This window comes from Pseudomonas sp. NY15356, from assembly GCF_048068175.1.
Taxonomy (GTDB): Bacteria; Pseudomonadota; Gammaproteobacteria; order Pseudomonadales; family Pseudomonadaceae; genus Aquipseudomonas; species Aquipseudomonas putida_K.
The window spans coordinates 147,391-173,721 of record NZ_JBLUPW010000008.1 but is presented as its reverse complement, the minus strand read 5'-3'; the positions used below and the strand labels follow the sequence as shown (position 1 = coordinate 173,721).

Annotated in this window: 16 protein-coding genes; 7 read left to right on the top strand and 9 right to left on the bottom strand. The window is 64.0% G+C overall.

Annotated elements, in window-relative coordinates; translation table 11 throughout:
* Window positions 1–225: 225 nt before the first annotated feature.
* The 3 genes from ACNFCI_RS09220 to ACNFCI_RS09210 all read right to left on the bottom strand — a co-directional run bounded on the left by ACNFCI_RS09220 (window position 226) and on the right by ACNFCI_RS09210 (window position 5,174).
* Window positions 226–1,581: an HlyD family type I secretion periplasmic adaptor subunit gene (locus tag ACNFCI_RS09220; protein ID WP_416767853.1), complete on the bottom strand. Its 1,356-nt coding sequence runs from the start codon at window positions 1,579–1,581 to the stop codon at window positions 226–228.
* 9 nt (window positions 1,582–1,590) lie between these two features.
* Window positions 1,591–3,726, bottom strand: coding sequence for a type I secretion system permease/ATPase (locus ACNFCI_RS09215; RefSeq protein WP_416767855.1), 2,136 nt, complete (start codon window positions 3,724–3,726; stop codon window positions 1,591–1,593).
* 74 nt (window positions 3,727–3,800) lie between these two features.
* Complete coding sequence (locus ACNFCI_RS09210; protein ID WP_084857438.1) at window positions 3,801–5,174, bottom strand: TolC family outer membrane protein; 1,374 nt, start codon at window positions 5,172–5,174, stop codon at window positions 3,801–3,803.
* Window positions 5,175–5,658: 484 nt separating this feature from the next.
* Here ACNFCI_RS09210 and ACNFCI_RS09205 point away from each other — a divergent pair, with 484 nt between their 5' ends.
* Complete coding sequence (locus ACNFCI_RS09205; protein ID WP_416767852.1) at window positions 5,659–14,259, top strand: retention module-containing protein; 8,601 nt, start codon at window positions 5,659–5,661, stop codon at window positions 14,257–14,259.
* A gap of 190 nt (window positions 14,260–14,449) precedes the next feature.
* A complete protein-coding gene (locus ACNFCI_RS09200) occupies window positions 14,450–14,791 on the top strand; it encodes a cupin domain-containing protein (protein ID WP_368830172.1) in 342 nt (113 codons plus the stop codon).
* Between the two features lie 3 nt (window positions 14,792–14,794).
* Here the strand turns inward: ACNFCI_RS09200 and ACNFCI_RS09195 are convergent, their stop codons facing one another.
* Together ACNFCI_RS09195 and ACNFCI_RS09190 are read right to left on the bottom strand one after the other, a co-directional pair.
* Window positions 14,795–15,160 (bottom strand): YbaN family protein, encoded by a 366-nt coding sequence (locus tag ACNFCI_RS09195; protein ID WP_084858322.1) that lies wholly within the window; start codon window positions 15,158–15,160, stop codon window positions 14,795–14,797.
* A 7-nt stretch (window positions 15,161–15,167) separates the two neighbouring features.
* Entirely contained in the window at window positions 15,168–15,755 is a 588-nt protein-coding gene (locus ACNFCI_RS09190; RefSeq protein ID WP_368830171.1) for a YecA family protein, read from the bottom strand.
* Between the two features lie 256 nt (window positions 15,756–16,011).
* Between ACNFCI_RS09190 and recQ the strand changes: the two genes are divergently transcribed.
* Window positions 16,012–18,150: a DNA helicase RecQ gene (recQ, locus tag ACNFCI_RS09185; RefSeq protein ID WP_368830170.1), complete on the top strand. Its 2,139-nt coding sequence runs from the start codon at window positions 16,012–16,014 to the stop codon at window positions 18,148–18,150.
* 116 nt (window positions 18,151–18,266) lie between these two features.
* Entirely contained in the window at window positions 18,267–18,704 is a 438-nt protein-coding gene (locus tag ACNFCI_RS09180) for a MarR family transcriptional regulator (protein ID WP_084858319.1), read from the top strand.
* Between the two features lie 39 nt (window positions 18,705–18,743).
* On the opposite strand, the gene ACNFCI_RS09175 is transcribed toward ACNFCI_RS09180, so the two are convergent.
* Window positions 18,744–20,930 carry a patatin-like phospholipase family protein gene (locus ACNFCI_RS09175; RefSeq protein WP_368830169.1) on the bottom strand — a complete coding sequence of 729 codons (2,187 nt, stop codon included), beginning with the start codon at window positions 20,928–20,930 and terminating at the stop codon, window positions 18,744–18,746.
* Between the two features lie 69 nt (window positions 20,931–20,999).
* Between ACNFCI_RS09175 and ACNFCI_RS09170 the strand changes: the two genes are divergently transcribed.
* A complete protein-coding gene (locus ACNFCI_RS09170) occupies window positions 21,000–21,281 on the top strand; it encodes a SelT/SelW/SelH family protein (RefSeq protein ID WP_084858317.1) in 282 nt (93 codons plus the stop codon).
* Here the strand turns inward: ACNFCI_RS09170 and ACNFCI_RS09165 are convergent, their stop codons facing one another.
* Window positions 21,282–22,172, bottom strand: a complete 891-nt coding sequence (locus tag ACNFCI_RS09165) for a DMT family transporter (protein WP_084858316.1) — start codon at window positions 22,170–22,172, stop codon at window positions 21,282–21,284.
* A gap of 298 nt (window positions 22,173–22,470) precedes the next feature.
* Here ACNFCI_RS09165 and ACNFCI_RS09160 point away from each other — a divergent pair, with 298 nt between their 5' ends.
* Window positions 22,471–23,283 carry a UDP-2,3-diacylglucosamine diphosphatase gene (locus ACNFCI_RS09160; RefSeq protein WP_368830168.1) on the top strand — a complete coding sequence of 271 codons (813 nt, stop codon included), beginning with the start codon at window positions 22,471–22,473 and terminating at the stop codon, window positions 23,281–23,283.
* A 7-nt stretch (window positions 23,284–23,290) separates the two neighbouring features.
* On the opposite strand, the gene ACNFCI_RS09155 is transcribed toward ACNFCI_RS09160, so the two are convergent.
* Complete coding sequence (locus ACNFCI_RS09155) at window positions 23,291–23,602, bottom strand: DUF962 domain-containing protein (RefSeq protein WP_084858314.1); 312 nt, start codon at window positions 23,600–23,602, stop codon at window positions 23,291–23,293.
* Window positions 23,603–23,758: 156 nt separating this feature from the next.
* Between ACNFCI_RS09155 and ACNFCI_RS09150 the strand changes: the two genes are divergently transcribed.
* The gene (locus tag ACNFCI_RS09150; RefSeq protein ID WP_084858313.1) at window positions 23,759–24,814 is read left to right on the top strand and encodes an AraC family transcriptional regulator; all 1,056 of its coding nucleotides are present in this window, start codon (window positions 23,759–23,761) and stop codon (window positions 24,812–24,814) included.
* On the opposite strand, the gene ACNFCI_RS09145 is transcribed toward ACNFCI_RS09150, so the two are convergent.
* On the bottom strand, window positions 24,771–26,225 hold the full coding sequence (locus ACNFCI_RS09145) for a TrkH family potassium uptake protein (protein ID WP_416767850.1): 1,455 nt from the start codon (window positions 26,223–26,225) through the stop codon (window positions 24,771–24,773). The two genes, ACNFCI_RS09150 and ACNFCI_RS09145, sit on opposite strands and share 44 nt — an antisense overlap.
* Window positions 26,226–26,331: the final 106 nt, after the last annotated feature.

Below are 26,331 nucleotides of genomic sequence, written 5' to 3'. Positions count from 1 at the left end.
CAGCAGCTCTTTGGGGATTTTAGGCAGGTCACGCAGGGGTTTCTTTTTGGTTGGCATACATGCACCTCTTACTCATGTTATGCCCGAACACAAAATTTCTGACACCCTCCCAGTGGCGCCACCACCCAAAACGAATGTTGTCACAATCTAAAAGCCCAAGCCCAAGCCCAAGCCCAAGCCCAAGCCCAAGCCCAAGCCCAAGCCCAAGCCCAAGCCCAAGCCCCCTCACCGCTCCCGAAGCGCCTCCGTCCGCGCCTTGAGCACCGGCTTCAACAGATAATCCAACACACTCTTCTGCCCCGTGATGATATCCACTGTCGCCACCATCCCCGGAATGATCAACAAAGGCTTCTTGTCCCCGCCGAGGTGGTTCTTCTCGGTCCTCACCTGAATCAGGTAGAACGCATTCCCCTTGTCATCGGTCACCGTATCCGCGCCGATCAATTCGAGCGTGCCCTTGAGCCCTCCATAGATCGTGTAGTCGTACGCCGTAACCTTGACCATCGCCGTCTGTCCCGGATGCAGGAACGCCACATCCTGCGGGCGGACTTTGGCCTCGATCAGCAGGTTGTCCTCGATCGGCACGATCTCCACTAGGTCGCTGCCCGGCTGGACCACCCCACCGATGGTGTTGACCTTCAGCAACTTGACGATCCCTCGCACCGGCGACACCACCGTGGTGCGGTTGACCCGGTCGTCGATGGCGATGCTCGAGGCGGTGATCTTCGACAGCTCCGTGCGCTTGTCGTTGAGCTCCTTGGCCGCCTCGGAGCGGAAGGTCGCGTCGGACTCCTGGATCTTGCTCTTGATCTCCGCCACTGCCGCCTCCGCCCGTGGTATCGCCAGGCTTGTCGCGTTGAGCTGGCCGCGCGCTTCCACCGTGCGCTGCTTCAGGCGCAGGATCTCCACCGGCGAAATCGCCCCGGTGCCCACCAGCGGCGTCGACATGTTCAGCTCCTGCTGCAACAGCCCCAGTGCCGAACGATACTGCTCGACCTTGGAGCGGAACTCGGCCAGTTCCTGGGTCTTCTGCCGCAGTTGCTCGTTCAGGGTCTGTTTCTCGCTGGCCAAGCGACGCTGGCGCGATTCGTACAAGGCGACCTCGTCTTCGGCCACTTGCGGAGCCTTGGCGCGGACTTCGTCCGACAGCACCAGCGGGTGCCCCTCGGCTTCGGCCGACAAGCGTTCGACCTGCGCGGTCAGGGCGTAGCGATCAGCCTCGCTCTCACCCTTGTTGGACAGGAACCGCGTATCGTCCAGGCGCAGCAGCGTCGCGCCCTTGTCGACCATCTGCCCCTCGCGTACGAAGATCTCGGTGACGATGCCGCCTTCCAGGTTCTGCACCACCTGCACCTTGCTCGAGGGGATGGCCTTGCCTTCGCCCACGGTGACCTCGTCGATCACCGCGAACTTGGCCCAGGCCAAGGCCACCAGCAGCAACGCGGCGGCCAGCCACACCGTCAGGCGAGACAGGCGCGGGGCGTCCTGCAAGGTCGCGCCGGCCAGCTCCGGCATGTAGTCGCGCTCGGCGCTCTTGCCGGCGCTCTGGACGTAGCTGCGTACACGGTGCCCGATTGCCATGGGAGCCTCCTAGAGGGCTGCGCCGATGCGGCCCTTGCGCAGGGCGTCTATGACCGCATCCTTCGGCCCGTCGGCAACGATCTTGCCGTTGTCCAGCACCAGTAGGCGGTCCACCAGGCTGAGCATGGACGTGCGGTGGGTGACCAGCAGCACGGTCTTGCCTGGCACCCAGGCCAGCAGGCGTTGGCGCAATTGCTCCTCGCTGCTGTTGTCCATGTGGCTGGTGGGCTCGTCGAGGATCAGGATCGGCGGCTCCAGCAGCAAGGCGCGGGCCAGCAGCACGGCCTGGCGCTGGCCGCCGGACAGCAGCTGGCCCCGTTCGCCCACCGGGCGGTCGAAGCCCATCGGGTGCAGGCGCGCCAGCTCGCTGACGCCGGTCAGTTCGGCCACCTCCAGCATGCGCGCATCGCTCACGTGACGTGCGCCGAGGGTGAGGTTGTCGCGCAGGCTGCCCGCCAAGAGCGGCAGGTCGTGGGCCACATAGCCCATCTGGCTGCGCAGGTCGGCGATGTCCAGCTGGCGCAGGTCCAGGTTGTCGAGCAACACCTGGCCTTCGTCCGGATGGTGAAAGCCCATCAGCAGGCGGGCAAGGGTGCTCTTGCCCGAGCCGCTACGGCCGATGATGCCGATGCGTTCGCCTGGCTGGATGCTCAGCCGCACGTCCTGTAGGGCCAGGGCGCTCTGCCCTGGGTAGCGGAAGTTGACATGGTTGAACGCCAGGCCACCCTGCAGCGTGGTGTGTTCCAGCGTCTGGTGCTCGGCCTGGCGTTCCTGGGGCAGGGCCATCAGCGCATCGGTGCTGCGCATGGTCAGCTGGGCCTGCTGATAGCGGGTGATCAGCCCGGCGATCTGGCCCAGGGGCGCCAGCACGCGGCTGCCGAGCATGTAGCTGGCGACCAGGGCCCCGACGCTGAGGTTGCCGGCGATGATGCTGTAGACCCCGGCGACGATGGTGGCCATACCGCAGAATTGCTGGATGAACAGCGTACCGTTGCTGGCCAGGGACGACAGGTTGCGGGCATGGACGTCGAGGCGGGCGATGGCGCCGTTGGTGTGTTCCCACTGGTATTGACGCTCGCTCTCGGCACCGCAGGCCTTGAGGGTTTCAAGCCCCCCCAGGGTCTCGATCAGCAGGGCCTGGCGTACCGAGCCCAGGCTCAGGCTTTTCTGCACCGTGTCGCGCAGGCGCGCCTGGATGAGCAGGGCGAAGCCCACGGCGAGCGGGAAGGCCACCAGTGGGATCAGCACCAGCCAGCCGCCGATCAGGCCGATCACCAGCAGCATCAGCACCACGAACGGCAGGTCGATGATGCTGGTCAGGGTCACCGCGGTGAGGAATTCACGCAGGCCCTGGAAGTCATGGATGCTCTGGGCGAAGCCGCCGATGGTGGCTGGCCGCGCTTTCATGGCCATGCCGGTGATGCGTTCGAAGAGGGTCGCCGAGAGGATCAGGTCGGTCTTCTTGCCGGCCTGGTCCAGCAGGTGGGCACGCACCATGCGCAGCACCAGTTCGAACGCCGTGCCGACGAACAACCCGCCCACCAGGACCCAGAGCGTGGAAAGGGCCTGGTTGGGCACCACCCGGTCGTAGGTCTGCATGACGAACAGCGGCACCATCAGCCCCAACAGGTTGATCAGCAGGCTCGCCAGCAGGGCGTCGCCGTATAGCCAGCGTGAATGCCTGAGCGTGTCGCGAAACCAGGCATCGACCCGCGGCATCAGCGGCGTGCGCAGGTTTTCCAGGGTATGCCGTGGGCGGGCGAACAGCGCCTGGCCGGCATAGGCGTGTTCCAGCGCGTCGCGTTCGACCCATTGTTCACCGCCATCGGCCTCGCAGGGCAACAGCAATGCCCGGCCATCCTCGCCCCAGCGCTGCAATACCGTGCTGCGGCCGTCATTCAACAGCAGCAGCACCGGCAGGTTGAGCGCTGAAATGGCGGCCAGGTCGCGCTGCAGCACCCTGGCCTGCAAGCCCGCACGCGCGGCGGCGCGGGGCAACAGCGCCAGGGGCAGGCGCTGGTTGGCCAGGGGCAGACCGCTGCACAGGCCGGCACGGCTGGCCGGGCAGCCATGCAACCTGCACAGGATCAGCAGGCCATCGAGCAACGGATCATCAACATCCAGGCGCGGTTGCGCGCTTTGCATACTGGTCACGATGGCCTACTCCTGCCACAGGGGGAGGAATCCGTTCCGGACGAACAGCCTGGCGCGTGCGAACGCTACCGCATGTCAGGCAACCGGGCTTCGTTGCGTACTTCGCTCTTGGCAATGGCTTCCGGTGGCAACGAGACACGTTGCTTGCTCAACAGCTCGCCCATGTTCGCCAGCACCCGGTACATCGAGAACTCCTCGGTGTAGCGCACCTCGGTGTAGCGGCGGTTGGCGTTGTACAGCTCGTTCTCGCTGTCGAGCAGGTCGAGCAGGGTGCGCTGGCCAAGGCCGAATTGGTCCTGGTAGGCCGCGCGTACCCGCTGGGTGGTCTCGGCGTATTCGCGGGCGGTCGGGGTCTGCTTGCGTGCGTTGTTCATGGCGTTCCAGGCCAGGCTCAGGTTCTCGTTGAGCTCGCGCAGGGCATTGTTGCGGATGTCCATGGCCTGGTTGATCTTGTGCGCGTCGGACTGCAGGCGTGCCTTGTCGCTGCCGCCGCGGAACAGGTTGTAGTTCAGCTCCACGCCGGCCTGCCAGTCATTGTTGTCGTGGCCGCGCTGGCCGGCGGTGTTGTTGTTCGCGCCGGTGGCCAGTACTGCGTCCAGGCGAGGGTAGAAGGGCGACTTGGCCACTTCGTACTGCTGCTCGGCCGCATTCACGTCGGCCTGGGCCGATTTCAGGTAGGGGTTGTTCTCCAGCATGCCCTGGCGTGCCTGCTCCAAGGTGGTAGGCACTTCACCCTTGATGGTCACGGGGGTTTCCAGCTCGTCGGGCATGCGCCCGACCACGCTGTAGAAGTTGGCCTCGGCGTCGGCCAGGTCGACTTCTGCGGTGTCCAGGTTGTTCTCGGCCAGGGCACGACGGGCGCGGGACTGGTCCAGGTCGGCGGTGCTGCCCACGCCGCGCTCGCTGCGCAGGCCGATCTGGTCGTTGACGCGCAGGTGGGCCTGCAGGTTGTTCTTGGCCAGGGTCACCAGTTCGCGGCGCTTGAGCACTTCCAGGTACACCTCGATGGCGCGCAGGGCCACGGTTTCGGCCGTGGCCTGGGTGTAGTAGGCGCGTGAGTTGGCCACCGCTTCGGTACGGCCCACTTCGTTGGCGGTATTGAAGCCATCGAACAGCATCTGCCGCAGGCGCAGCTCCGACTGGGTGTAGGTCAGGGTTTCCTTGTTGTGGTTGCGCGAGCCGTCGGCATTGAAGCCGCGGGTATTGGTGTTGTCCGAGCGTTGCCGACCGTAACCTGCGACCAGGTCGACGGTCGGGTAGTAGCCCCCGCGCGCGAACTTCACATCCTCGTCGGCCGACAGCCGGCTGTTACGGCTGGCGCTGATCTCCGGGTGCTGGTCCACGGCATTCTGGACGGCTTCGGTGATCGACATCGCCTGAGCGTTGGTACATGCCATGGCCAACAGGATTGCACTGGTGATGGGGGTTAGGACGCGCATGGGGTACATCTCCCTGATCTTGAAAAGGTCCCGCAATCGCCAAAAAAATGACGAAAAATGAGGGTCAAACCGTTTCAGGTTTGTAACAACACAGCTAAGAACATTTACTGACCGAGCTAAGAAGATTTCTTCATAAGAGTTATGCGAAAAAAAACTTATGCGGTCTAAGAAATACCCGACATTGTTCTATTCAAAGTCGTCCGCTGAATCAGCGCTACGCGTTGTTTTTCGGGCATCTCAGAAAAGTTCCCGTTTTTCTTGCAGCTTAGGGCAGGGGAGTCGCGAAGGGATACAGGCAAAATGATATTTGGCGACAGTTTATTGACATATGTCATGTGGCCATCTCGTTTTGCCGCCTTCCTCGTCGAGCGTCGGGCAACGGTTGTGATTCGCTGTGGAATCACGCGCCTGGCAGGCCGATCCGCACCTTCCGTTACAGGCCTCGGTTGCAGGAACCCGTCGGCAGCAATGGAGGCGTGGATTCATGGCTAAATCACTCGGTGTGGTCAGCAAGATTGTCGGTCAGGTGTTTGCGGTCGGTAGCGACGGCACCCGCCGCCTGTTGGTCGAAGGCGACCGCGTGTTTGCCGGGGAGCAGCTGGAAACCGGCGCTGCCGGGGCCGTGGCCGTGCGCCTGAACAACGGTGCCGAACTGACCTTGGGGCGCGACAGCAGCCTGGCGTTGACGCCACAGTTACTGGCCAACCATGCAGGCCATGTGCACACCCCCGAAGCGATGACACCCTCCCAGGCCCAGCTCAGCGACGTGGAGCGCCTGCAAAAGGCGATCGCCGCCGGCGCCGACCCGACCCAGGAAGCCGAAGCGACCGCAGCCGGGCCCAACAGCGGCAGCGCGCCCGGGGCATTGGGCGGAGGGCACAGTTTCGTGTTGCTCAGTGAAGTGGCCGGCCGTGTGGACCCGGTGATCGGTTTCCCCACGGCCGGGTTCAACGGTATCCCTGAGTTCGCAGACCTCGATGTCGGCGACATCCGTTTCGACGACGACGTGCCCCCGGTTGTGCCCCCGGTTGTGAACAACCCGGTGAGCCTGCAGGGGCTGGACGTGGCCGGCGGCGAATTGACCCTGAACGAGGCCAACTTGCCCGAAGGGTCGGCCAGCAATATTGGCTTGTTGACCCAGGCTGGGACGTTCACCGTGTTGGCCCCGGACGGTGTGTTCAACCTCAATGTCGGCGGTATCAATGTCGTCACCGGCGGCGTTGTGACCGGGGTAGGCCAATCGCTGACCACCGGGCTGGGCAATGTGTTGACCATCACCGGCTACGACCCGGCCACCGGCACGGTCAGCTACAGCTATACCTTGGTGGGCACCCAGGGACATCCTTCGGCTGCTGGGGCCAATGCATTGGCGGAGCAGTTCACCGTGCAGGCCAGCGATGTCGATGGCGATGTGGCCAGCGGCAGCCTGGATGTTCGCATCGTCGACGATGTGCCGCGGGCCGTGGACGACGGTAACCTGGCCAGTGCCAGCGAAAGCCAGCAGGTGCTCACCGGCACTGTGCTGGCCAACGATATACAAGGCGCCGATCGCATGCCGCAGGGGCCGATCACGCCGGGTACGTTCGTCGGGACCTACGGCACCCTGGTGCTGAAGGCCGATGGTTCCTACACCTATACGCTCAACAGCAGCGACCCGGATTTCACCCAGCTGCATGGCGGTGGCACAGGGGTGGAGCAGTTCACCTACACCCTGACCGATGCGGACGGCGATGCCAGCACGGCAACGCTGGTGCTCAACGTCACCAACCTCGATGATCCGGTCACTTTGGGGGGGCTGGATGTGAGTGGCGGCGAACTCACCGTCCACGAGCGCAACCTGGGCGATGGCAGCAGCCCGGACGCTGGCGCACTGACCCAAGGCGGCAGCTTCACCGTGGCCGCGCCCGATGGCCTGCAAAGCCTGACCGTGGGTGGCATCGCCGTGGTCAGTGATGGCGTGACCGCGGGTTTCCCGCAGTCGCTGACCACGGCGCTGGGTAATACGCTGACCATTACGGGTTACAACCCCAGTACAGGCGTTGTGAGCTACACCTACACGCTCACCGATAACGAAGCCCATCCTAACGCCAATGGTGCCAACAGCCTGGGCGAGCGTTTCACGGTCGTCGCGACCGATACCGATGGCAGCAGCGCTTCGGGGGGCATCCAGGTCAATATCGTCGACGATGTGCCGTCCGCTGCGCCGGACAGCAATGCGACCACGGCCACCGAGCAGCACACCACCCTGACCGGCAATGTCTTGGGCAACGACGTGCAGGGCGCAGATCGTGTGCCTGGCGGCCCGATCACGGCCGGCACCTTCGTCGGCACCTATGGCACCCTGGTGCTCTCGGCCGATGGTTCCTACACCTATACGCTGAACACCAGCGACCCGGACTTCTTCAACCTGCACGGCGGTGGCAGCGCTGTAGAACAATTTATCTACACCCTCACCGATGCCGATGGCGATCTCAGTACGGCCACATTGCAGTTGAATGTCGCCAACCTCAACGACTCGGTCTCTCTTGATGGCCTTGGTGTGAACGGTGGCGAGCTGGTCGTCCAGGAACGGCACCTTGGCGATGGAAGCAGCCCTGACGCCGGTGCGCTGACGCAAGGCGGTTCGTTCACCATCACCGCACCTGACGGCTTGCAGAGTCTGACCGTAGGCGGCATCAGCGTGATCAGCGGTGGCGTGGCGGCAGGTTTCCCGCAGTCGATCACCACACCGTTGGGCAACACCCTGACCATCACCGGCTACAACGCCAGTACCGGCGTGGTGAGCTACAGCTATACCCTCGTCGACAACGAGGCGCACCCGGATGGCAATGAAACCAACAGCCTTGGAGAGAGCTTCACGGTCGTTGCGACCGATACCGACGGCAGCAGCGCCACGGGCAACCTCGATGTCAGCATCGTAGATGATGTGCCCACGGCGGTTGGCGATACCAATGCCACGACGGCCACTGAAAACCAGCTGGCGCTGACGGGCAACGTATTGGCCAACGACGTGCAGGGTGCGGACCGTGTGCCTGGTGGCCCGATCACGGCCGGTACTTTTGTCGGCACCTACGGCACCCTGGTGCTATCGGCCAATGGTTCGTACACCTACACGCTCAATACCAGCGACCCGGACTTCTTCAACCTGCACGGCGGTGGCAGCGGGATCGAGCAGTTCACCTATACGCTGACCGATGCCGATGGCGATGTGCGCACCGCGGTACTGGAGCTGAACGTCACCAACCTCAACGATCCAGTGACGCTCACGGGCCTGGGTGTGCAAGGCGGTGAACTGACCGTTTACGAGAAACATCTCGCCGATGGCAGCAGCCCTGATGCTGGGGAACTGACCCAGACGGGTTCCTTCACGGTCACTGCCCTGGATGGCCTGCAAACCCTGACCGTAGGTGGCATCACCGTCGTCAGCGGCGGCGTGGTCGCGGGCTTCCCGCAGTCGGTCACGACCGGGCTGGGCAACACCCTGACCATCACCGGCTACAACCCCAGCACAGGCGTGGTGAGCTACAGCTACACGCTGACTGACAACGAAGCTCATCCAAATGGCAACGAAGCCAACAGCCTGAGCGAAAGCTTCACGGTCACAGCGACCGATACCGATGGCAGCACAGCCAGCGGCAACATCGATGTCAGCATCGTAGATGATGTGCCCACGGCGGTTGGCGATACCAATGCCACGATGGCCACTGAAAACCAGCTGACGCTGACGGGCAACGTATTGGCCAACGACGTGCAGGGTGCGGACCGTGTGCCGTCCGGCCCGATCACGGCCGGTACCTTTGTCGGCACCTACGGCACCCTGGTGCTGTCGGCCAATGGTTCCTACACCTACACGCTCAATACCAGTGACCCGGACTTCTTCAACCTGCATGGCGGTGGCAGCGGGATCGAGCAGTTCACCTATACGCTGACCGATGCCGACGGCGATGTGCGCACCGCGGTACTGGAGCTGAACGTCACCAACCTCAACGATCCAGTGACGCTCACCGGCCTGGGTGTGCAAGGCGGTGAGCTGACCGTTTACGAGAAACATCTCGCCGACGGTAGCAGCCCTGATGCGGGGGAACTCACCCAGAGCGGTAGCTTCACCGTGACGGCCCTGGATGGTCTGCAAACCCTGACCGTAGGCGGCATCACCGTGGTCAGCGGCGGTGTGGTGGCAGGCTTCCCGCAGTCGGTCACGACCGGGCTGGGCAACACCCTGACCATCACCGGCTACAACGCCAGCACTGGCGTGGTGAGCTACAGCTACATGCTGACTGACAACGAAGCTCATCCAAATGGCAACGAAGCCAACAGCCTGAGCGAAAGCTTCACGGTCACGGCGACCGATACCGACGGCAGCACAGCCACCGGCAACATCGATGTGAACATCATCGACGACCTGCCGACTGCCGTAGGTGACAGCAACGTCGAAACGGCCACCGAGCAGCACACCACACTCACCGGCAATGTGCTGGGCAACGACACCCAGGGCGCCGACCGCGTACCTTCCGGTCCGATCACGGCTGGTACCTTTGTCGGCACCTACGGTACCCTGGTGCTGTCGGCCAATGGTTCGTACACCTACACGCTCAACACCAGTGACCCGGACTTCTTCAACTTGCACGGCGGTGGCAGCGGGATCGAGCAGTTCACCTACACGCTGACCGATGCCGACGGCGATGTGCGCACCGCTGTGCTGGAGTTGAACGTCACCAACCTCAATGACTCGGTGACCCTGGATGGCCTGGGCGTCAATGGCGGTGAGCTGACTGTTTACGAAAAAAACCTGGCCGACGGCAGTGCACCGGATACGCCAGCCTTGACCCAAACCGGTACCTTTACCGTCACGGCCCTGGATGGCTTGCAAACCCTGACCGTAGGCGGCATCACCGTTGTCAGCGGTGGCGTGGTCGCGGGCTTCCCGCAGTCGGTCACGACCGGGCTGGGCAATACCCTGACCATCACCGGCTACAACACCAGCACTGGCGTGGTGAGCTACAGCTACACGCTGACTGACAACGAAGCCCACCCGAACGCCAACGAAGCCAACAGCCTGGGCGAAAGCTTCACGGTCACGGCGACCGATATCGATGGCAGTACAGCCAGCGGCAACATCGATGTGAACATCATCGACGACCTGCCAACAGCGGTAGGCGACAGCCACGTCGAAACGGCCACCGAGCAGCACACCACGCTGACCGGCAATGTGCTGGGCAACGACACCCAGGGCGCCGACCGCGTCCCAAGTGGCCCGATCACGGCCGGTACCTTCGTCGGTACCTACGGCACCCTGGTGCTGTCGGCCAATGGTTCGTACACCTACACGCTCAACACCAGCGACCCGGACTTCTTCAACCTGCATGGCGGTGGCAGCGGGATCGAGCAGTTCACCTATACGCTGACCGATGCCGATGGCGATGTGCGCACCGCGGTACTGGAGTTGAACGTCACCAACCTCAACGATCCAGTGACGCTCACCGGCCTGGGTGTGCAAGGCGGTGAGCTGACCGTTTACGAGAAACATCTCGCCGATGGCAGCAGCCCTGATGCTGGGGAACTGACCCAGACGGGTTCCTTCACGGTCACTGCCCTGGATGGCCTGCAAACCCTGACCGTAGGTGGCATCACCGTCGTCAGCGGCGGCGTGGTCGCGGGCTTCCCGCAGTCGGTCACGACCGGGCTGGGCAACACCCTGACCATCACCGGCTACAACCCCAGCACAGGCGTGGTGAGCTACAGCTACACGCTGACTGACAACGAAGCCCACCCGAACGCCAACGAAGCCAACAGCCTGGGCGAAAGCTTCACGGTCACGGCGACCGATACCGATGGCAGTACAGCCAGCGGCAACATCGATGTGAACATCATCGACGACCTGCCAACAGCAGTAGGTGACAGCAACGTCGAAACCGCCACCGAACAGCACACCACGCTGACCGGCAATGTGCTGGGCAACGACACCCAGGGCGCCGACCGCGTCCCAAGTGGCCCGATCACGGCCGGTACCTTCGTCGGCACCTACGGCACCCTGGTGCTGTCGGCCGATGGTTCGTACACCTATACGCTCAATGCCAGCGATCCGGACTTCTTCAACCTGCATGGCGGTGGCAGCGGGATCGAGCAGTTCACCTATACGCTGACCGATGCCGATGGCGATGTGCGCACCGCTGTGCTGGAGTTGAACGTTACCAACCTCGACAACCCAGTCACCCTTACAGGCCTGGACATCACCGATGGCGAACTGATCGTCTACGAGAAGCATCTTGCCGACGGCACCAGCCCTGACGCGGGCGAACTCACCCAGAGCGGCAGCTTCACCGTGACGGCTCTGGATGGTCTGCAAACGCTGACCGTAGGCGGCATTACCGTGGTCAGCGGCGGTGTGGTGGCAGGCTTCCCGCAATCGGTGACGACCGATCTTGGCAACACCCTGACCATCACCGGCTACAACCCCAGCACCGGGGTGGTGAACTACAGCTATACCCTGGCCGACAATGCTACCCATCCGGACGCCAACGGCACCAACAACTTGAGTGAAAGCCTCGCCGTCAGTGCGACCGACACCGACGGCAGCATCGCCAATGGCAGTATCGACATCACCATCGTCGACGACGTGCCTTCGGCCGTCGATGCCGAACGCGCCGTTTCCCCAGGCCAGGTGGACTCCAACCTGCTGTTGGTGATCGATGTCTCCGGCAGCATGGACTTTGCCTCAGGCGTACCAGGCCTGACCCGCCTGCAGTTGGCCAAGCAGGCGATCAACGCTTTGCTCGACAAGTACGACGAGATGGGCGACATCAAGGTGCAGATCGTCACCTTCTCCGATGGCGCAACGCAGGAGTCCTCGGTGTGGGTATCGCTCACCCAGGCCAAGAACATCGTCAACGGCCTGAGCGCCGGTGGCGCGACCTACTACGATTCGGCTGTCAATGTCGCCAAGAACGCCTTCGTGGCCAGTGGCAAGCTGGCCGGTGCCCAGAACATCTCGTACTTCTTCTCCGATGGCGAACCGACCAGCGGCCACAGCATCACCGCCGACCGGGAAGCCAGTTGGGAAACGTTCCTCGATGACAATGGCATCAAATCCTACGCCATTGGCCTCGGCAGTGGCGTGAACGAGAGCAACCTCAACCCACTGGCCTACGATGGCAGCACTCACACCGATACCAACGCAGTGGTGGTAACCGACCTCAGCCAACTGAGCAATGTGCTGTCCGGCACGGTGCTCGGCGCGCCGATCACCGGCAGCCTGCTCAGTGGCGGCGAGCTGGGGGCCGATGGCGGTTTCATCAAGACGCTGGTGGTTGATGGCACCACGTACACCTACGATCCGAAGGCCAATGGTGGGGACGGTTCCTACGCGGCCAGCGGCGGTGCGGACCACGGCGCCTTCGATACGGCTACCAATACCTTCAATATCAAGACCAACCTGGGCGGCACGCTGCTGGTGGACATGGACACCGGTGACTTCATCTACACCCCGCCCAAGGATACCGGTGTGACCCAGCAAGAAAGCTTCGGCTTCACCGTCAGTGACAACGACGGCGATCTCGCCAGTGCCACCCTGACGGTGAACATCTACACCAATACCGCGCCGGTGGCCGGGGCCGACCACATCATCACCAACATCACCGGGGCCAGCATCACCGTCCCGGCCGAGGTATTGCTGGCCAACGACAGCGACGCGGATAACGACAAGCTCACGGCCTCACCGATCACCTTCGACACCGATTTCTCCGTGAAAGGCGAAGGCTTCAGCGTCGGCAACGGCACCCCGGTCGTCGATTTCAATGGCACGGGGGGGAGCGACACAAACCGCTTCAAGGACCTGCCGCGCAGCGCCTTCAGGGGCACTGCCAACAGCATGGTCGCAGCGCTGATCGTCGATGCCTTCGTACGGAGCGTCGGTGCCAGCAATGCCAATGACCAGGATGTCATGACGGTCCACTTGAAAAAAGGCGAGACCCTGACCCTCGATCACAACGTGCCGACCGGCAACCTCGAGATGTTGTGGAAGGACGACGTGAGCGATTACCGCCCCATCACCGACGGCCATTCCTTCACGGCCACCCACAGCGGGACCTACACCATCAAGGTGCGCAACGTGCCCGACAGCACCCTCGGCTCGGGCGCCGAGTTCTACAAGCTGACCATGACCATCGACTACAGCAACGCCCAGAACGATGTGTACAACGGCACCTACACCACCAGTGACGGCCATGGCGGCACGGCCACCGGCAATGTCGATATCACCTACCAGGACGGCAGCGTGCTCACCGGCACCGATGGCGACAACACTCTGCTGGCCGGTGCCGGCAACGACACCCTGCAGGGCGGCCTGGGGCATGACGTGCTGGTTGGTGGCGGTGGCGATGACTTGTTGTACGGCGGTGACGGCGATGACTTGCTGATCGGCGGCCCGGGCAACGACCTGCTCGATGGCGGTGCGGGCATCGACACGGCCAGCTACGCCTCGGCCACCGGCGGTGTGACCGTCAACCTGAACCTGGCCACTGCCCAGAACACGGGCGGTGCCGGCACCGATACCCTGAACGGCATCGAGAACCTGATCGGCTCGGACTACAACGACACCTTGACCGGCAACGGTGGCGACAACCTGCTGATCGGCGGGCTGGGCAACGACACCCTGAGCGGCGGCGCAGGCAACGATGTGCTGCTTGGCGGGCTCGGCGACGATACGCTCAACGGTGGCACTGGCAACGACACCTTCGTCTGGCAGAAGGGCGAAGTGGGGCACGACACTGTGCTGGCGTTCACCCCAGGAAGCGATCATCTCGACCTGTCGCAACTGCTCCAGGGCGAAAACGGCACCACTGCCTCGCTGGATGACTACCTGCACTTCAAGGTCACCGGTTCCGGTGTCAATGTGGTCTCGACCATCGAGGTCAGCAGCGTGGCCGGCGCCGCGCCAACCCAGACCATAGACCTGGCCGGCGTAGACTTGGCGCAGCATTACGGTGTGACGGCAGGTGCGGGTGGGGTGGTCGCGGCAGGGCAGGACACGGCAACCATCATCAATGGGATGCTCAATGACCATTCGTTGAAGGTGGATACGGTCTGAGGTGGGTGCCTGGGATATCGAGCGCCGCGCGGGCGGCGCTGGATCCCACAAGCACCGAACCTGCTGCGACGAACGATCATGTGAGATCTGCGGTGAGCGACGCCTGGGCATATGCGCGGGTCGCACCTGTGGCGCCGGGCTATCGGTCGTCTCCTAGACTGGGTTCAAGCCCCCCTTCGGAATCAGCCCGATGCCCCAGCGCGAAGTCCACAGCCCGGCCCAGGCCCTTTGGCAACCCATGCTCCTGGGTGGCCAGCGCCTGGCGGGCGTGTCCTGGAAAACCCTGGCCGATGCCGGCCCCTGGCAGGCCTATTGGATGAAGATGTCCCCTGGCAGCCGTTCGATACCGCACCGCCACGCGGCCGTCGAGCTGCTGCAGGTACTGGAAGGAGAGGTGATGGACGTCGATGGCCAGCTGTTCCGTGCCGGCGACAGCCTGGTCTATGCACCCGGCTCCGAACACTGGCTGCGTTCACCCCAGGGTTGCTTGTTGCTGGTAGTGGAATCCGAACCCTCGACCCTTGGCGAGTGACGCTCAGCCGGGCCGGTGCAGGGTTTTCTGCTTGAGGATGTACAGACTGACCAGTACCGCGCTGGACAGCATGAAAACCCGTGCCCAAAACAGTGGCACCAGATAGCACGACAGCCCGATGCTGGCCCACATCAGGCCGATGGCGTAGACCTTGCCCCGCAGCGGGATACCCTGGCCGCTCAGGTAGTCGCGGATCCAGGGCCCGAGCTTGGGATGGTTCACCAGCCAGTGGTGAAAACGTGGCGAGCTACGGGCGAAGCACGCCGCCGCAAGCAGCAGGAACGGGGTGGTGGGCAACACCGGGAGGAAGATCCCCACCACCCCCAGCGCGACGCTGAGCCAGCCGATGGCCAGCAGCAGGTAGCGCATGGCCGGCTTAATGGTGGCGCGGCTTGAGCAGGGCAGGCTTCTCGTCCGGTGCGTGCAGCAGCAGGAACAGCGCGGTCAGCGCCTCGGGGATCTGCACGATCATGTCGTCCTGCAGGCTGGCGTTCTTGGCGATGTCTTCGAACTCCGGCTGCTCGTCGAACAGGCCCGAGCCGACCATGATCGGCAGGAGCATCTCGCTGACTTCTTCCTCGGCGTTCTCGAACCAGGCCTCTTCACGAAGGAACACGCCTTCCATGAAGCCGATGCACCAACCGCGCAGGTCGGAGTCGTCCGGCTCGTCGCCCAGGTCCAGGTCGCAGGGCAGCTCGAACTCGTCGTCGCTGGCCAGCTGGCGGCCGATATGCGCCTTGAGCGCGACCAAGGTGGCCTCGATCTCGGTGCGCTGGGCCTCGCTGGCGTAATGGGGCTCTTCGGCGAACAGGGCATCGATCCATTCGCGCTCGGGAACGTCCTCGGAGCAGATCGACAGCGCGGTCAGGTAGCCGTGGGCGGCGACGTAGTCCAGCGCTTCTTCGTGCAGCTCGTCAGCGTCGAGGAAGGCTTGCAGGCGGGTCAGTTGCTCGGCGAAGGACATTACAGGGCTACCTTGGGGAATAAACGATAACGAATTCTAGCACCTTGCGGCGGCTGGGGGGCAAAGGGAACGTCTGTCGCAGGAAGGCGCCCAGGCCCCCTGCATGGCCGAGCACTGGGGTATAATCCGCGATTTTTCATCCAGGGGGGCTGTTTCCCGGCCCTCCGGCAAAAGCCGCTTACGCATTCGTGAGTGTGCACCGCGGATTTTTCGTCCAGCCTGTGTCCAGGATGGTATGGCGATTTTGGAGTTTTCAATGCTCGAACAGGCTCAGCGCGTCCTCAAGGACATCTTCGGCTACGACAGTTTCCGGGGGCGCCAGGCAGCGATCATCGAATGCGTGGCCAGTGGCGGCGATGCCCTGGTGCTGATGCCCACCGGCGGCGGCAAGTCGCTGTGCTTCCAGGTCCCGGCCCTGCTGCGCCCGGGCCTGGCGGTGGTGGTCTCACCCTTGATCGCGTTGATGGACGACCAGGTCGCCACCCTCGACGAGCTGGGCGTGGCCGCCGCCGCGCTGAACTCCACCCTGAGCCCCGAGCAGCAGCGCGAGCTGGCCGGGCGCCTGCGCCGCGGCGAGGTGAAGATGCTCTACCTGGCCCCCGAGCGCCTGGTGCAGCCGCGCATGCTGGAGTTCCTGCGCACCCTGGACATCGCCTTGTTCGCCATCGACGAGGCCCACTGCGTCTCGCAATGGGGCCATGACTTCCGGCCGGAATACCTGCAACTGGGCCAGTTGGCCGAGCTGTTCCCCCATGTGCCGCGCATCGCCCTGACCGCCACCGCCGATATGCGCACCCGCGAGGAGATCGTCCAGCGCCTGCACTTGCAGGGCGCCGAGCGCTTCCTGTCGAGTTTCGACCGGCCGAACATCTTCTACCGCATCGTGCCCAAGGAGTCGCCGCGCAAGCAATTGATGGCGTTCCTCGGTGAGCGCCGGGGCAACGCCGGCATCGTCTATTGCCTGTCGCGCAAGAAGGTCGACGAAACCGCGGCCTTCCTCTGCGAACAGGGGTTCCCGGCCTTGCCGTACCACGCCGGCCTTGCCGCCGAGACGCGCTCGGCCAACCAGCACCGCTTCCTCAACGAGGAAGGCCTGATCATGGTTGCCACCATTGCCTTCGGCATGGGCATCGACAAGCCCAACGTACGCTTCGTCGCCCACCTGGACCTGCCCAAGTCGATGGAGGCCTATTACCAGGAAACCGGCCGTGCCGGCCGTGACGGCCTGCCGTCCGACGCCTGGATGGCCTATGGCCTGCAGGACATGGTGATGCTCAAGCAGATGCTGCAGAACTCCGAGGGCGACGAGCGCCACAAGCGCATCGAGCAGCACAAGCTCGATGCCATGCTGGCGCTGTGCGAGGAAACCCGCTGCCGTCGCCAGTCCCTGCTGGCCTATTTCGATGAAGTGCTCGAGCAGCCGTGCGGGCATTGCGACAACTGCGTCGACCAGGTGCAGACCTGGGACGCGACCGAGCCGGCGCGCCAGGCCTTGTCGGCGGTGTACCGCACCGGCCAGCGCTATGGCGTGGGCCATCTGGTCGATGTGCTGGTGGGCAAGGACACCGAGAAGGTGCGCAATTTCGGCCACGAGAAACTGTCGGTCTTCGGCGTCGGCAAGGCGTTGAGCGAGCACGAGTGGCGCTCGCTGTTCCGCCAATTGGTGGCGCGCGGCCTGGTGGATATCGACCTGGAAGGCTACGGCGGCCTGCGCCTGTCCGACAACTGCCGGCCGTTGCTGCGCGGCGAGGTGAACCTGCAACTTCGCCGCGACCTCAAACCCCAGACCGTGGCCAAGACATCCGGCGGCGGCAGCCCGGCCAGCCAGCTGGTGCGTGCCGAGGAGCGCGAGCTGTGGGAAGCCCTGCGCGCCCTGCGCCGCAAGTTGGCCGCCGAACACAGTGTGCCGCCCTATGTCATCTTCCCCGATTCGACCCTGCTGGAAATGCTGCGCAGCCAGCCGACCAGCCTCAGCGAGATGGCCCAGGTCAGTGGCGTGGGGGCACGCAAGCTGGAGCGCTACGGCGAGGCCTTTCTCGATGTGCTCAATGGTGGGTCTGGCGAGGAGGCGCCGAAGGTGGTGCTCGACCTGCGCCACGAACTGGTCAACCTGGCCCGTGCCGGCATGACCCCGGCACAGATCGCCGGCCAGCTCAATTGCACCGAGAAGAACGTCTACAGCCTGTTGGCCGAGGCCCTCGGCCGCCAAGAGCTGAGCCTGGAGCAGGCGCTGGACCTGCCGGAAGCGCTGCTGATGGAGGTGCAGGACGCCTTCCTCGACGGCGAGGGCGAGCTGCCGCCGGTGGCCACGGTCTCGGCACTGCTCGGTCAACGCGTACCGGAGGGGGTACTGCACTGCGTGCGTGCGGCGTTGGCGGCCGAATTCGAGCTGTAGCTGATCCTTGTCACGCTTTTTGACGATTACCGGACACTCCCGCGGCCACCAGCCTTGCCTGTTGGAGCGGGCCATGGTTAGCTGACTAATAATTAGTTCTGTTCATAGAGTCACTTATGCCCTTGACCGACAACCAACACCGCTTCGGCATGCAGCTGGCACAGATGTCCCGTGGCTGGCGCGCCGAACTGGACCGCCGCCTGGCCGGCCTCAACCTGTCCCAGGCCCGCTGGCTGGTGCTGCTGCACCTGGCCCGATTCGACGACGCGCCTACCCAGCGTGAACTGGCGCAAAGCGTGGGCGTCGAAGGGCCGACCCTGGCGCGCCTGCTCGATAGCCTGGAAAGCCAGGGCCTGGTGCGGCGCCAGGCGGTGATGGAAGACCGTCGGGCCAAGAAGATCGTGTTGTGCCCACCGGCCAAACCCTTGATCGACCAGATCGAGACCATCGCCAATGCCTTGCGTCAGGAGCTGTTCACCGGGGTCGATGAGGCTGACCTGGAAGTCTGCATGCGAGTGCATGCGAAGATTCTGGCCAACCTCGAGAAGTCCTGAGTCTTCCATCCAGGGGGCCGCAAGGCGGCCCCTGTACCTTTAGAAGGTATGGCCCAGATTCAGGTAAACCGCCTTTTGGTGCTCGCTGTTGGCCCCGTAGCTGATATTCAGCGGCCCAAGCGGCGTTTCCAGGCCCAGGAAGATGCTCGCCGCGTTGATATACCCACTGTCGAACTCGTTGTCGTTGTTCCACGCCCGACCCCGCTCCAACGAGCCGCCCAGATAGAGCGGGAAATCCAGGGGCAGGTAGGCGCGCGGTGTCAGGCGGCGGTAGTAGACCATGCGCATCAGGCTGATGTTCTGACCCGAGACCGAGTCCTGGCGAAAGCCCGACAGCTGTCGGGCACCACCGAATACGAAGCTCGACGTCACCACTTCCGTATCGTCCAGCGTGCGCCCGTAGCGCCCGCCCAGTACCCAGGAGTTGGGCCCGCTGCTGAAGGCCTTGTCGAGCTTGAACTGCCATTGGCGGTAGTCGTGATCCGAGTCCAGCGACTTGTCGTACTTGCGTAGGGTCAGGCCGATGTCCTCGCCGCTGTGGGGAAAGTACACGTTGTCGAACGTGTCGAAGGAATACTTCAGCTCGTAGAAACCTTCATTGAAGCTGACCTTGGGCAGGTCCTGGTCGCCGATGCGTACCTCGGCTTCACCCCACGCCTTGCCCACACCCAGGCGGACTTCGCCATAGGTGCCGATCTGCCGGCCCAGATTCAGGCCGAAGCCGTAGCGCTCCAGGCGGTATTCGGCCACCGGGTCGTTGTCCAGGGTGGCCTCGATGTTCTGCGAGCCGAGGTCCAGGTAGGGCGCGATGAAATAGCGCGAGCCTACGTCCAGTGGCTGGTAGAACTCGCTGTAGAGCTCCTGTTGGTCACCGATCTGGGCGCGGGTCAGCCATTCGGCGCCCAGCTGGTTGATGCCGTTGACCCGGTAGCTGGCGCCGAGGTTGAAGGCGCTGTCGCCGCGCATGTCGTCCGACAGGTTCAGGCCCAGGCGCAGGTAGTCGGTGCCGCCGCGCTTGCCACGGGCATTGATCACCAGGGTATTGTCGTCGCCCTTGTGCACCACCCGGTACTGCACCCGGTCGAAGTAGTCCAGGCCATAGAGGGTGCCCATGTCGGTCTGCAGGCGGTCCAGCTCCAACGGCTCGCCCAGGGGTTGGCGGATGTAGTAGCGGATCACGTCATCACTGACCTTCGAGTCGTTCTCCACCTTGATCGCGGTGATCACCGGCCGGCGCTGACGCGGCGAGCGGGCCACCGCCAGGCCGCTGTCGCCCTCGGCATGGTGCAAGCCGGCCAGGCGGGTGTCGAGGGCTCGGGTGGCGCGGTAGCCAGCGTCGATCATGTCCTGGGCACGGCCAAAGTCAGTCACGCCAAAGGCTGCCAGGGGCGGTTGGATGAGGATGTCGTCCTGATGCAGGCTGGCCAGTTGCTCCTCGGAATTGCGCCGGGTCATCAGGGTGATCGACTGGTTGAGGACATCCACCACCGTGGCCAGTTGCTTGCGGTCACGCAGCGGGCTGCCGATGTCGACCACGATGGCCAGGTTCACGCCCATGTCTCGGGCAACGTCCAGCGGGATATTGTCGACCATGCCACCGTCCACCAGCAGGCGGCCGTCCAGCTCGACCGGGGCGAACACCGCCGGGATCGACATACTGGCGCGGATCACCTGGGGCAGGTGGCCCCGGCGGAACACCACCTTCTCGCCGCTGGCGATATCGGTGGCTACGGCGCGGAAGGGGATCGGCAGCTTGTCGAAGTCGCGGGTGTCGGCGGTATGGGCCAGCTTGCTTTCCAGCAGCAAGGACAGGTTCTGGCCCTGGATCACGCCCAGCGGCAGGCCAAGGCTGCCATCGTCGCGAAAGCTCAGCTTCTGCTTGACCAGGAAATCGCGGTCGTCCTGCTTGCGCCGGAAGGGGACGTCCTTGCGCGGTGGGGCGTCGGAGAGCGCCTGTTGCCAGTCGAGGGTGGTGGCGAGTTTCTCCAATTCCTCGACACTGTAGCCGGAGGCATACAGCCCACCGACCACCGCCCCCATGCTGGTGCCGGCGATGGCATCGATGTGCACCCCTTGTTCTTCCAGGGCCTTGAGCACGCCGATATGGGCCAGGCCCCGGGCAGCGCCGCCGGACAACACCAGGCCGACCTTGGGCCTGGCCGTCTCGGCGGCCAGGGTGGCGAAGGAGGTGAGCGTCAGTAAAAGGCAGAGCAGCAGGCGGCGCATCGTGAGTCTCAAAACCGTGGGCAAAGACCGCTAGTATAAGCGGCTCATTCCCGAAGGAGACGCGCTGCCATGCCCCAGGCCAAGCCAGAAATCATCATCACGTACTGCACCCAGTGCCAGTGGCTGCTGCGGGCTGCCTGGCTGGCCCAGGAACTGCTCAGCACCTTTGCCGACGACCTGGGACGCGTGGCCCTGGAGCCGGGTACCGGTGGGGTGTTCCGCATCACCTGCGACGGCACGCAGCTCTGGGAGCGCAAGGCCGATGGCGGCTTCCCCGAGGCCAAGGTGCTCAAGCAACGGGTTCGCGATCAGATCGACCCACGGCGCGACCTTGGCCACAACGATCGCTGATCAGGTGCCCTCGGCCACGGGGCGCTGCCGGGGCGGCTGCTCGGCGGCCATGCGGCTGGACAGCACGATGGCGAAGATGATCAGCGCGCCGCCCAGCAGCATGCGCAGGGTCGGCGTTTCGGCGAACACCACCCAGGCCACGGCGATGCCATAGACCGGCTCCATGCCGAACACCACCGCTGCCGTACGCGCTTTGATCACCGACAGGCTGGCGACGAACAGACTATGGGCGATGCCGGTACAGAAAATGCCCAGCAGGGCGATCCACAGCCAGTCCATGGGTGTCACCTCGCCAAGCCCCGGCGCGGCCACCGGCAGCAGGCACAGCGCGACCACCAGGTTCTGCCACAGGGCGGCTTGCACTGCCGGCAGGCGCCCGGAGCCGGCCCGGTTGGTCAGCGACAGCAGTGAGAACAGCAGGCCGGAGAGCAAGGCCCAGAGCAGCCCGCCGGTGGCCTCGCTGGCCAGGTCGAAGGCGGGCGTGACCAGCACCAGACCGATGCTCACCAGCAGCACCAGCACAGCTTCGTTACGGCGGATGCGCTCACGGAACAGCAGGCCCTCGAGGATCACCGTGAACGCCGGGAAGCTGGCGAAACCCAAGGTGGCGATAGCCACGCCGCCGACCTTGACGGCGATGAAGAAGGTCACCCAGTGACCGGCCAGCAACACGCCGCCGAGCAACAGGCGGCGCAGGTCCTGGGCCTGTAGGCGCTGCCAGCCCTGGCGTGCCAGGCCGGCGAACAGCGCCAGCGCCAGAACAGCGAAGGCGGCGCGGCCGAAGACAATGATCGTGGGGCTGGCGCTGGTAGCCAGCTTGCCGAAGACCCCAGTGAGGCCAAAGAAAAGGGCGCCGATGTGCAAGGCGCCGAGGGCGGTGCGGTGGTTCATGCTGGTCCTTGTGATAACAATGATCACCTTGAATAGGTGCAGCCCTTCGAATCCTGGGCTCGATGCTGAAGGGCCAGTCTACGAGGGCCACCGCCAACTGTCTGTCGGGATTTTTTCGCGGCAGTTGTCTTCAGGGGCGTTGACAGAGCGCGAGTGTACACCTGCATGGGCCCCATCGCGGGACAAGCCCGCTCCCACAGAGGGCGACCCAAGTCGTCACCGATCGCTCGTCACACGTTTGCCACCAACCTGTCATCCACAACTGCCAGGCTCCAGCAAACAGTGCCGGAGCCTGCCCATGACCCATGTAGAACTCGCCCGTCCGTCACGCAAGCAGCGCGTACGCACCCTGTGGATTTCCGACGTACACCTGGGTACCCGGGACTGCCAGGCCGAGCACCTGGCGCACTTTCTCAAGCGCTACCATGCCGACCGCATCTACCTGGTCGGCGACATCATCGACGGCTGGAAGCTGCGCAGTGGCATCTATTGGCCCCAGGCCCATACCAACGTCATCCGCCGCCTGCTCACCTTGAGCAAACGCGGTACCGAAGTGATCTATGTCACCGGCAACCATGACGAATTCCTGCGCCGCTATTCCCGGTTGATCCTGGGCAACATCCACCTGGTGGACGAGGCCGAGCACCTGACCGCCGATGGCCGGCGGCTATTGGTCATCCACGGCGACCAGTTCGACGTGATCACCCGCTACCATCGCTGGCTGGCGTTCCTGGGCGACCGTGCCTATGAGTTCACCCTCGTGCTCAACCGTTGGCTCAACCACTGGCGTGCCCGCTACGGCTATGGCTACTGGTCGCTGTCGGCGTACCTCAAGCATAAGGTCAAGGGTGCGGTGAACTTCATCAGCGATTTCGAGGACGCCATCGCCCACGAATGCACCCGGCGTGGTTTCCATGGCGTGGTCTGCGGGCATATCCACCATGCCGAGATCCGCCGGGTGGGCGAGGTCGAGTACTTCAATTGCGGCGATTGGGTGGAGTCCTGCACCGCGCTGATCGAGCACTGGGACGGGCAGATCGAGCTCTATCGCCTGGCCGACGCCCAGGCGCACGAGGCCGAGCGGCCAGCGAGGGTGCGCGAGCCGGTCTAATCGATGCCTACAGGCTGACCTTACCGCGCAGGATGTCACGGAACATGGCGAAGTCGCCGATCAGGCTGTACAGCGGATAGGAAAAGGTGGCGGGGCGGTTCTTCTCGAAGAAGAAGTGGCCAACCCAGGCAAAGCCGTAGCCTGCGAGCGGCACGGCCAACAGCAGCAGCCACTTGCCGCTGGCGATGGTGTAAGCGAGCAGCGCGATGACCAGGCTGGTGCCGACGAAGTGCAGCCGACGGCAGGTGGGGTTGCTGTGTTCGCCCAGGTAGTACGGATAGAACTCGGCAAAACTGCGAAACTGCGTGGTTGAATGCATGGCGGCGCTCCCCGTTGATGCGCGAGGTGGGCAGGTTGCACGGCGTGGAGCCTGATTTGAGTCTAGAGTCATTGTCGGGGGCGGCCAGTGACAATTGGCGCCAAATGAATATCTTTTCGATTCGCCGCCTGCTGCGGTCAGCACAAGAAGCCTGCCATGAGCGAAAGAACCACGTCGGCCAGCTGGGCATCAGGGATCGTCAAGGCGCTGGAACTGGAGGGCCTCGATTGTCGGGCCATGTTCAAGCAGCTCGGGCTGGACTTCGCCGCCCTGGACGACCCCGACGCGCGTTTCACCCAGGACTCCATGACCCGGCTCTGGCAGTTGGCGGTGGACCTTTCGGGCAACGAGGCCATCGGCCTGAACATGGCACGGGTCGTGCGACCGGCCTCCTTCCATGTGGTCGGCTATGCATTGATGTCCAGCCGCACCCTGGCCGAAGGTTTCGAGCGTCTGGTGCGCTACCAGCGGATCATCGCCGAAAGCGCCGACCTGAGCTTCCGCCTGGGCCCGGAGGGCTATGCCCTGGGGCTTACCGTGCATGGCGATCACTTGCCACCCACCCGGCATAGCAGCGAAGCCTCCCTGGCCTGCGCGTTGTCGCTGTGTACCTGGCTCAGTGGGCGGCCGATCCAGCCGCGGCGCGTATTGATCCAAGGCCCGCAGCCGAAGAACGTGGAACCCTACAAAGTGGCCTTTCATTCGCCGTTGGTGTTCGGCGCGCCCTATGACGCACTGGTGTTCGAACGCTGCGATATGGAAGCACCGCTGCCCACCGCCAACGAGGCCATGGCCGTGCTGCACGATCGTTTCGCCGGGGAATACCTGGCGCGTTTCTCGGAAAGCCGGGTGACCCATCGAGTGCGCCAGGTGCTGTGCCGCATCCTGCCCCAGGGTGAGCCCAAGCGCGAGACCCTCGCCCAGGCCCTGCATCTTTCCCAGCGCACTCTCCAGCGTCGGTTGCAGGAAGAGGGCACCAGTTTCCAGACCTTGCTGGACGATACCCGCCGGGAGCTGGCCGAGCAGTACCTGGCCCAGCCGGGCATGACCTTGCTCGAGACCGCCTACCTCCTCGGTTTTGCCGACCCGAGCAATTTCTACCGGGCGTTCCGCCGCTGGTTCGATGTCACGCCCAGCGAATACCGGGCGCGCCTGGAGGCCGCGCCGGTCAGTGACGCCAGAACGCCGGCATGCACAACACCAGCACCGTGATGATCTCCAACCGCCCCAGCAGCATGCCGCCGGCCAGGATCCACTTGGCCGCATCCGGCAGGGTCGCATAGTTGCCCGATGGGCCGATCACTTCGCCCAGGCCAGGGCCTACGCCCGATACGGTACCGGCCGCGCCGGTGAGGGCCGTCATCCAGTCCACGCCCAGCAATGAAAGCAGCAGGGCGATGACGCAGATGGTGATGGCGAAGAAGAACGAGAACGTCAGGATCGAACGCACGATTTCTTCGTCGAGGCGGTGGCCGTTGTACTTCTGCTTGATCACCGCACGGGGGTGGATCAGCTGGTTGAGGCTGGCCTTGAGCAGGATATAGGCCACCTGGAAACGGAAGATCTTGATGCCGCCGGCCGTCGAGCCGGAGCAGCCGCCGATGAAACCCAGGTAGAAGAACAGCATCAACGAGAAATTGCCCCACAGGCTGTAGTCGCCCAGGGCGAAGCCGGTGGTGGTGACCACCGAGGTGACGTTCAGCGCCACGTGACGCAAGGCGTCGAGCCAGTGCAGGTCGGTGGTGGCCCAGTACCAGGTGCCCAGCACCAGCCAGGTGGTCACCAGCAGGCCGAGCAGGCCCTGCACCTGCTGGTCGCGGAACAGCGCCTTGCGGTTGCCGCGCAGCGTTGCCACGTACAGGGTGAAGGGGACGCTGCCGAGGATCATCACCACCACAGCGACCCAGTGCACCGCCGGGATGTCCCACTTGGCCAGGGACTGGTCGGAGGTGGAGAACCCGCCCGTGGAAATCGCCGACATGGCATGGTTGATGGCGTCGAATGGGCGCATGCCGGCCCACCAGAAGGCCAGGCTGCCGACCAGGGTGATGCCGATGTACACCAGCACGATCGACTTTGCGACCATGTGCGAGCGTGGCATGACCTTTTCCGAACGGTCCGAGGATTCGGTCTGGAACAGGCGCATACCACCGATGCGCAGCAGCGGCAGGATCGCCACCGCCATGCCGATGAAGCCGATGCCGCCGAGCCAGTGCAGCATCGAGCGCCACATGAGGATGCCCGGTGACATGTTGTCCAGCCCGCTGAGTACCGTGGCACCGGTGGCGGTGATGCCGGACATGCTTTCGAAGAACGCGTCGGTGTAGCTGATGTGTTGGGTCAGCAGGAACGGCAGGGCGGCGAACACGCACACCACCAGCCAGCTGCTGACGGTCAGCAGGTACATGTCGCGGGGGCGCAGGTGCACATGCTCCGGCCGTCCCTGGACGACCAGGGCCAGGCCGGCGACGAAGGTGATCAGGCTCGACCAGAGGAACGACGGCATGTCGCCAGTACGCTCGAAGACGACCAGTGTCGTCATGGGCACGATCATGCTGACGGCCAGGGTGATCAGGAAGATGCCGATGATGAAACCAATGATCCTTAAGGTCGGCAACGCCATGTGATCTGCTCTGACTCGAAACGGAAGGGCGCCATTTTAAGCGGCGGGCGGCAAGCTGCAAGTGGCAAGCGTGGACGGGGTGGTGCATGGGCTGCTCTTGTGGCTT

What these genes read in the sequence shown, in the direction of transcription:
- ACNFCI_RS09220 (WP_416767853.1), bottom strand. Translation starts at nt 1,581, where the DNA reads ATGGCAATCGGGCACCGTGTACGCAGCTACGTCCAGAGCGCCGGCAAG.
- ACNFCI_RS09215 (WP_416767855.1), bottom strand. Translation starts at nt 3,726, where the DNA reads ATGCAAAGCGCGCAACCGCGCCTGGATGTTGATGATCCGTTGCTCGAT.
- ACNFCI_RS09210 (WP_084857438.1), bottom strand. Translation starts at nt 5,174, where the DNA reads ATGCGCGTCCTAACCCCCATCACCAGTGCAATCCTGTTGGCCATGGCA.
- ACNFCI_RS09205 (WP_416767852.1), top strand. Translation starts at nt 5,659, where the DNA reads ATGGCTAAATCACTCGGTGTGGTCAGCAAGATTGTCGGTCAGGTGTTT.
- ACNFCI_RS09200 (WP_368830172.1), top strand. Translation starts at nt 14,450, where the DNA reads ATGCCCCAGCGCGAAGTCCACAGCCCGGCCCAGGCCCTTTGGCAACCC.
- ACNFCI_RS09195 (WP_084858322.1), bottom strand. Translation starts at nt 15,160, where the DNA reads ATGCGCTACCTGCTGCTGGCCATCGGCTGGCTCAGCGTCGCGCTGGGG.
- ACNFCI_RS09190 (WP_368830171.1), bottom strand. Translation starts at nt 15,755, where the DNA reads ATGTCCTTCGCCGAGCAACTGACCCGCCTGCAAGCCTTCCTCGACGCT.
- recQ (WP_368830170.1), top strand. Translation starts at nt 16,012, where the DNA reads ATGCTCGAACAGGCTCAGCGCGTCCTCAAGGACATCTTCGGCTACGAC.
- ACNFCI_RS09180 (WP_084858319.1), top strand. Translation starts at nt 18,267, where the DNA reads ATGCCCTTGACCGACAACCAACACCGCTTCGGCATGCAGCTGGCACAG.
- ACNFCI_RS09175 (WP_368830169.1), bottom strand. Translation starts at nt 20,930, where the DNA reads ATGCGCCGCCTGCTGCTCTGCCTTTTACTGACGCTCACCTCCTTCGCC.
- ACNFCI_RS09170 (WP_084858317.1), top strand. Translation starts at nt 21,000, where the DNA reads ATGCCCCAGGCCAAGCCAGAAATCATCATCACGTACTGCACCCAGTGC.
- ACNFCI_RS09165 (WP_084858316.1), bottom strand. Translation starts at nt 22,172, where the DNA reads ATGAACCACCGCACCGCCCTCGGCGCCTTGCACATCGGCGCCCTTTTC.
- ACNFCI_RS09160 (WP_368830168.1), top strand. Translation starts at nt 22,471, where the DNA reads ATGACCCATGTAGAACTCGCCCGTCCGTCACGCAAGCAGCGCGTACGC.
- ACNFCI_RS09155 (WP_084858314.1), bottom strand. Translation starts at nt 23,602, where the DNA reads ATGCATTCAACCACGCAGTTTCGCAGTTTTGCCGAGTTCTATCCGTAC.
- ACNFCI_RS09150 (WP_084858313.1), top strand. Translation starts at nt 23,759, where the DNA reads ATGAGCGAAAGAACCACGTCGGCCAGCTGGGCATCAGGGATCGTCAAG.
- ACNFCI_RS09145 (WP_416767850.1), bottom strand. Translation starts at nt 26,225, where the DNA reads ATGGCGTTGCCGACCTTAAGGATCATTGGTTTCATCATCGGCATCTTC.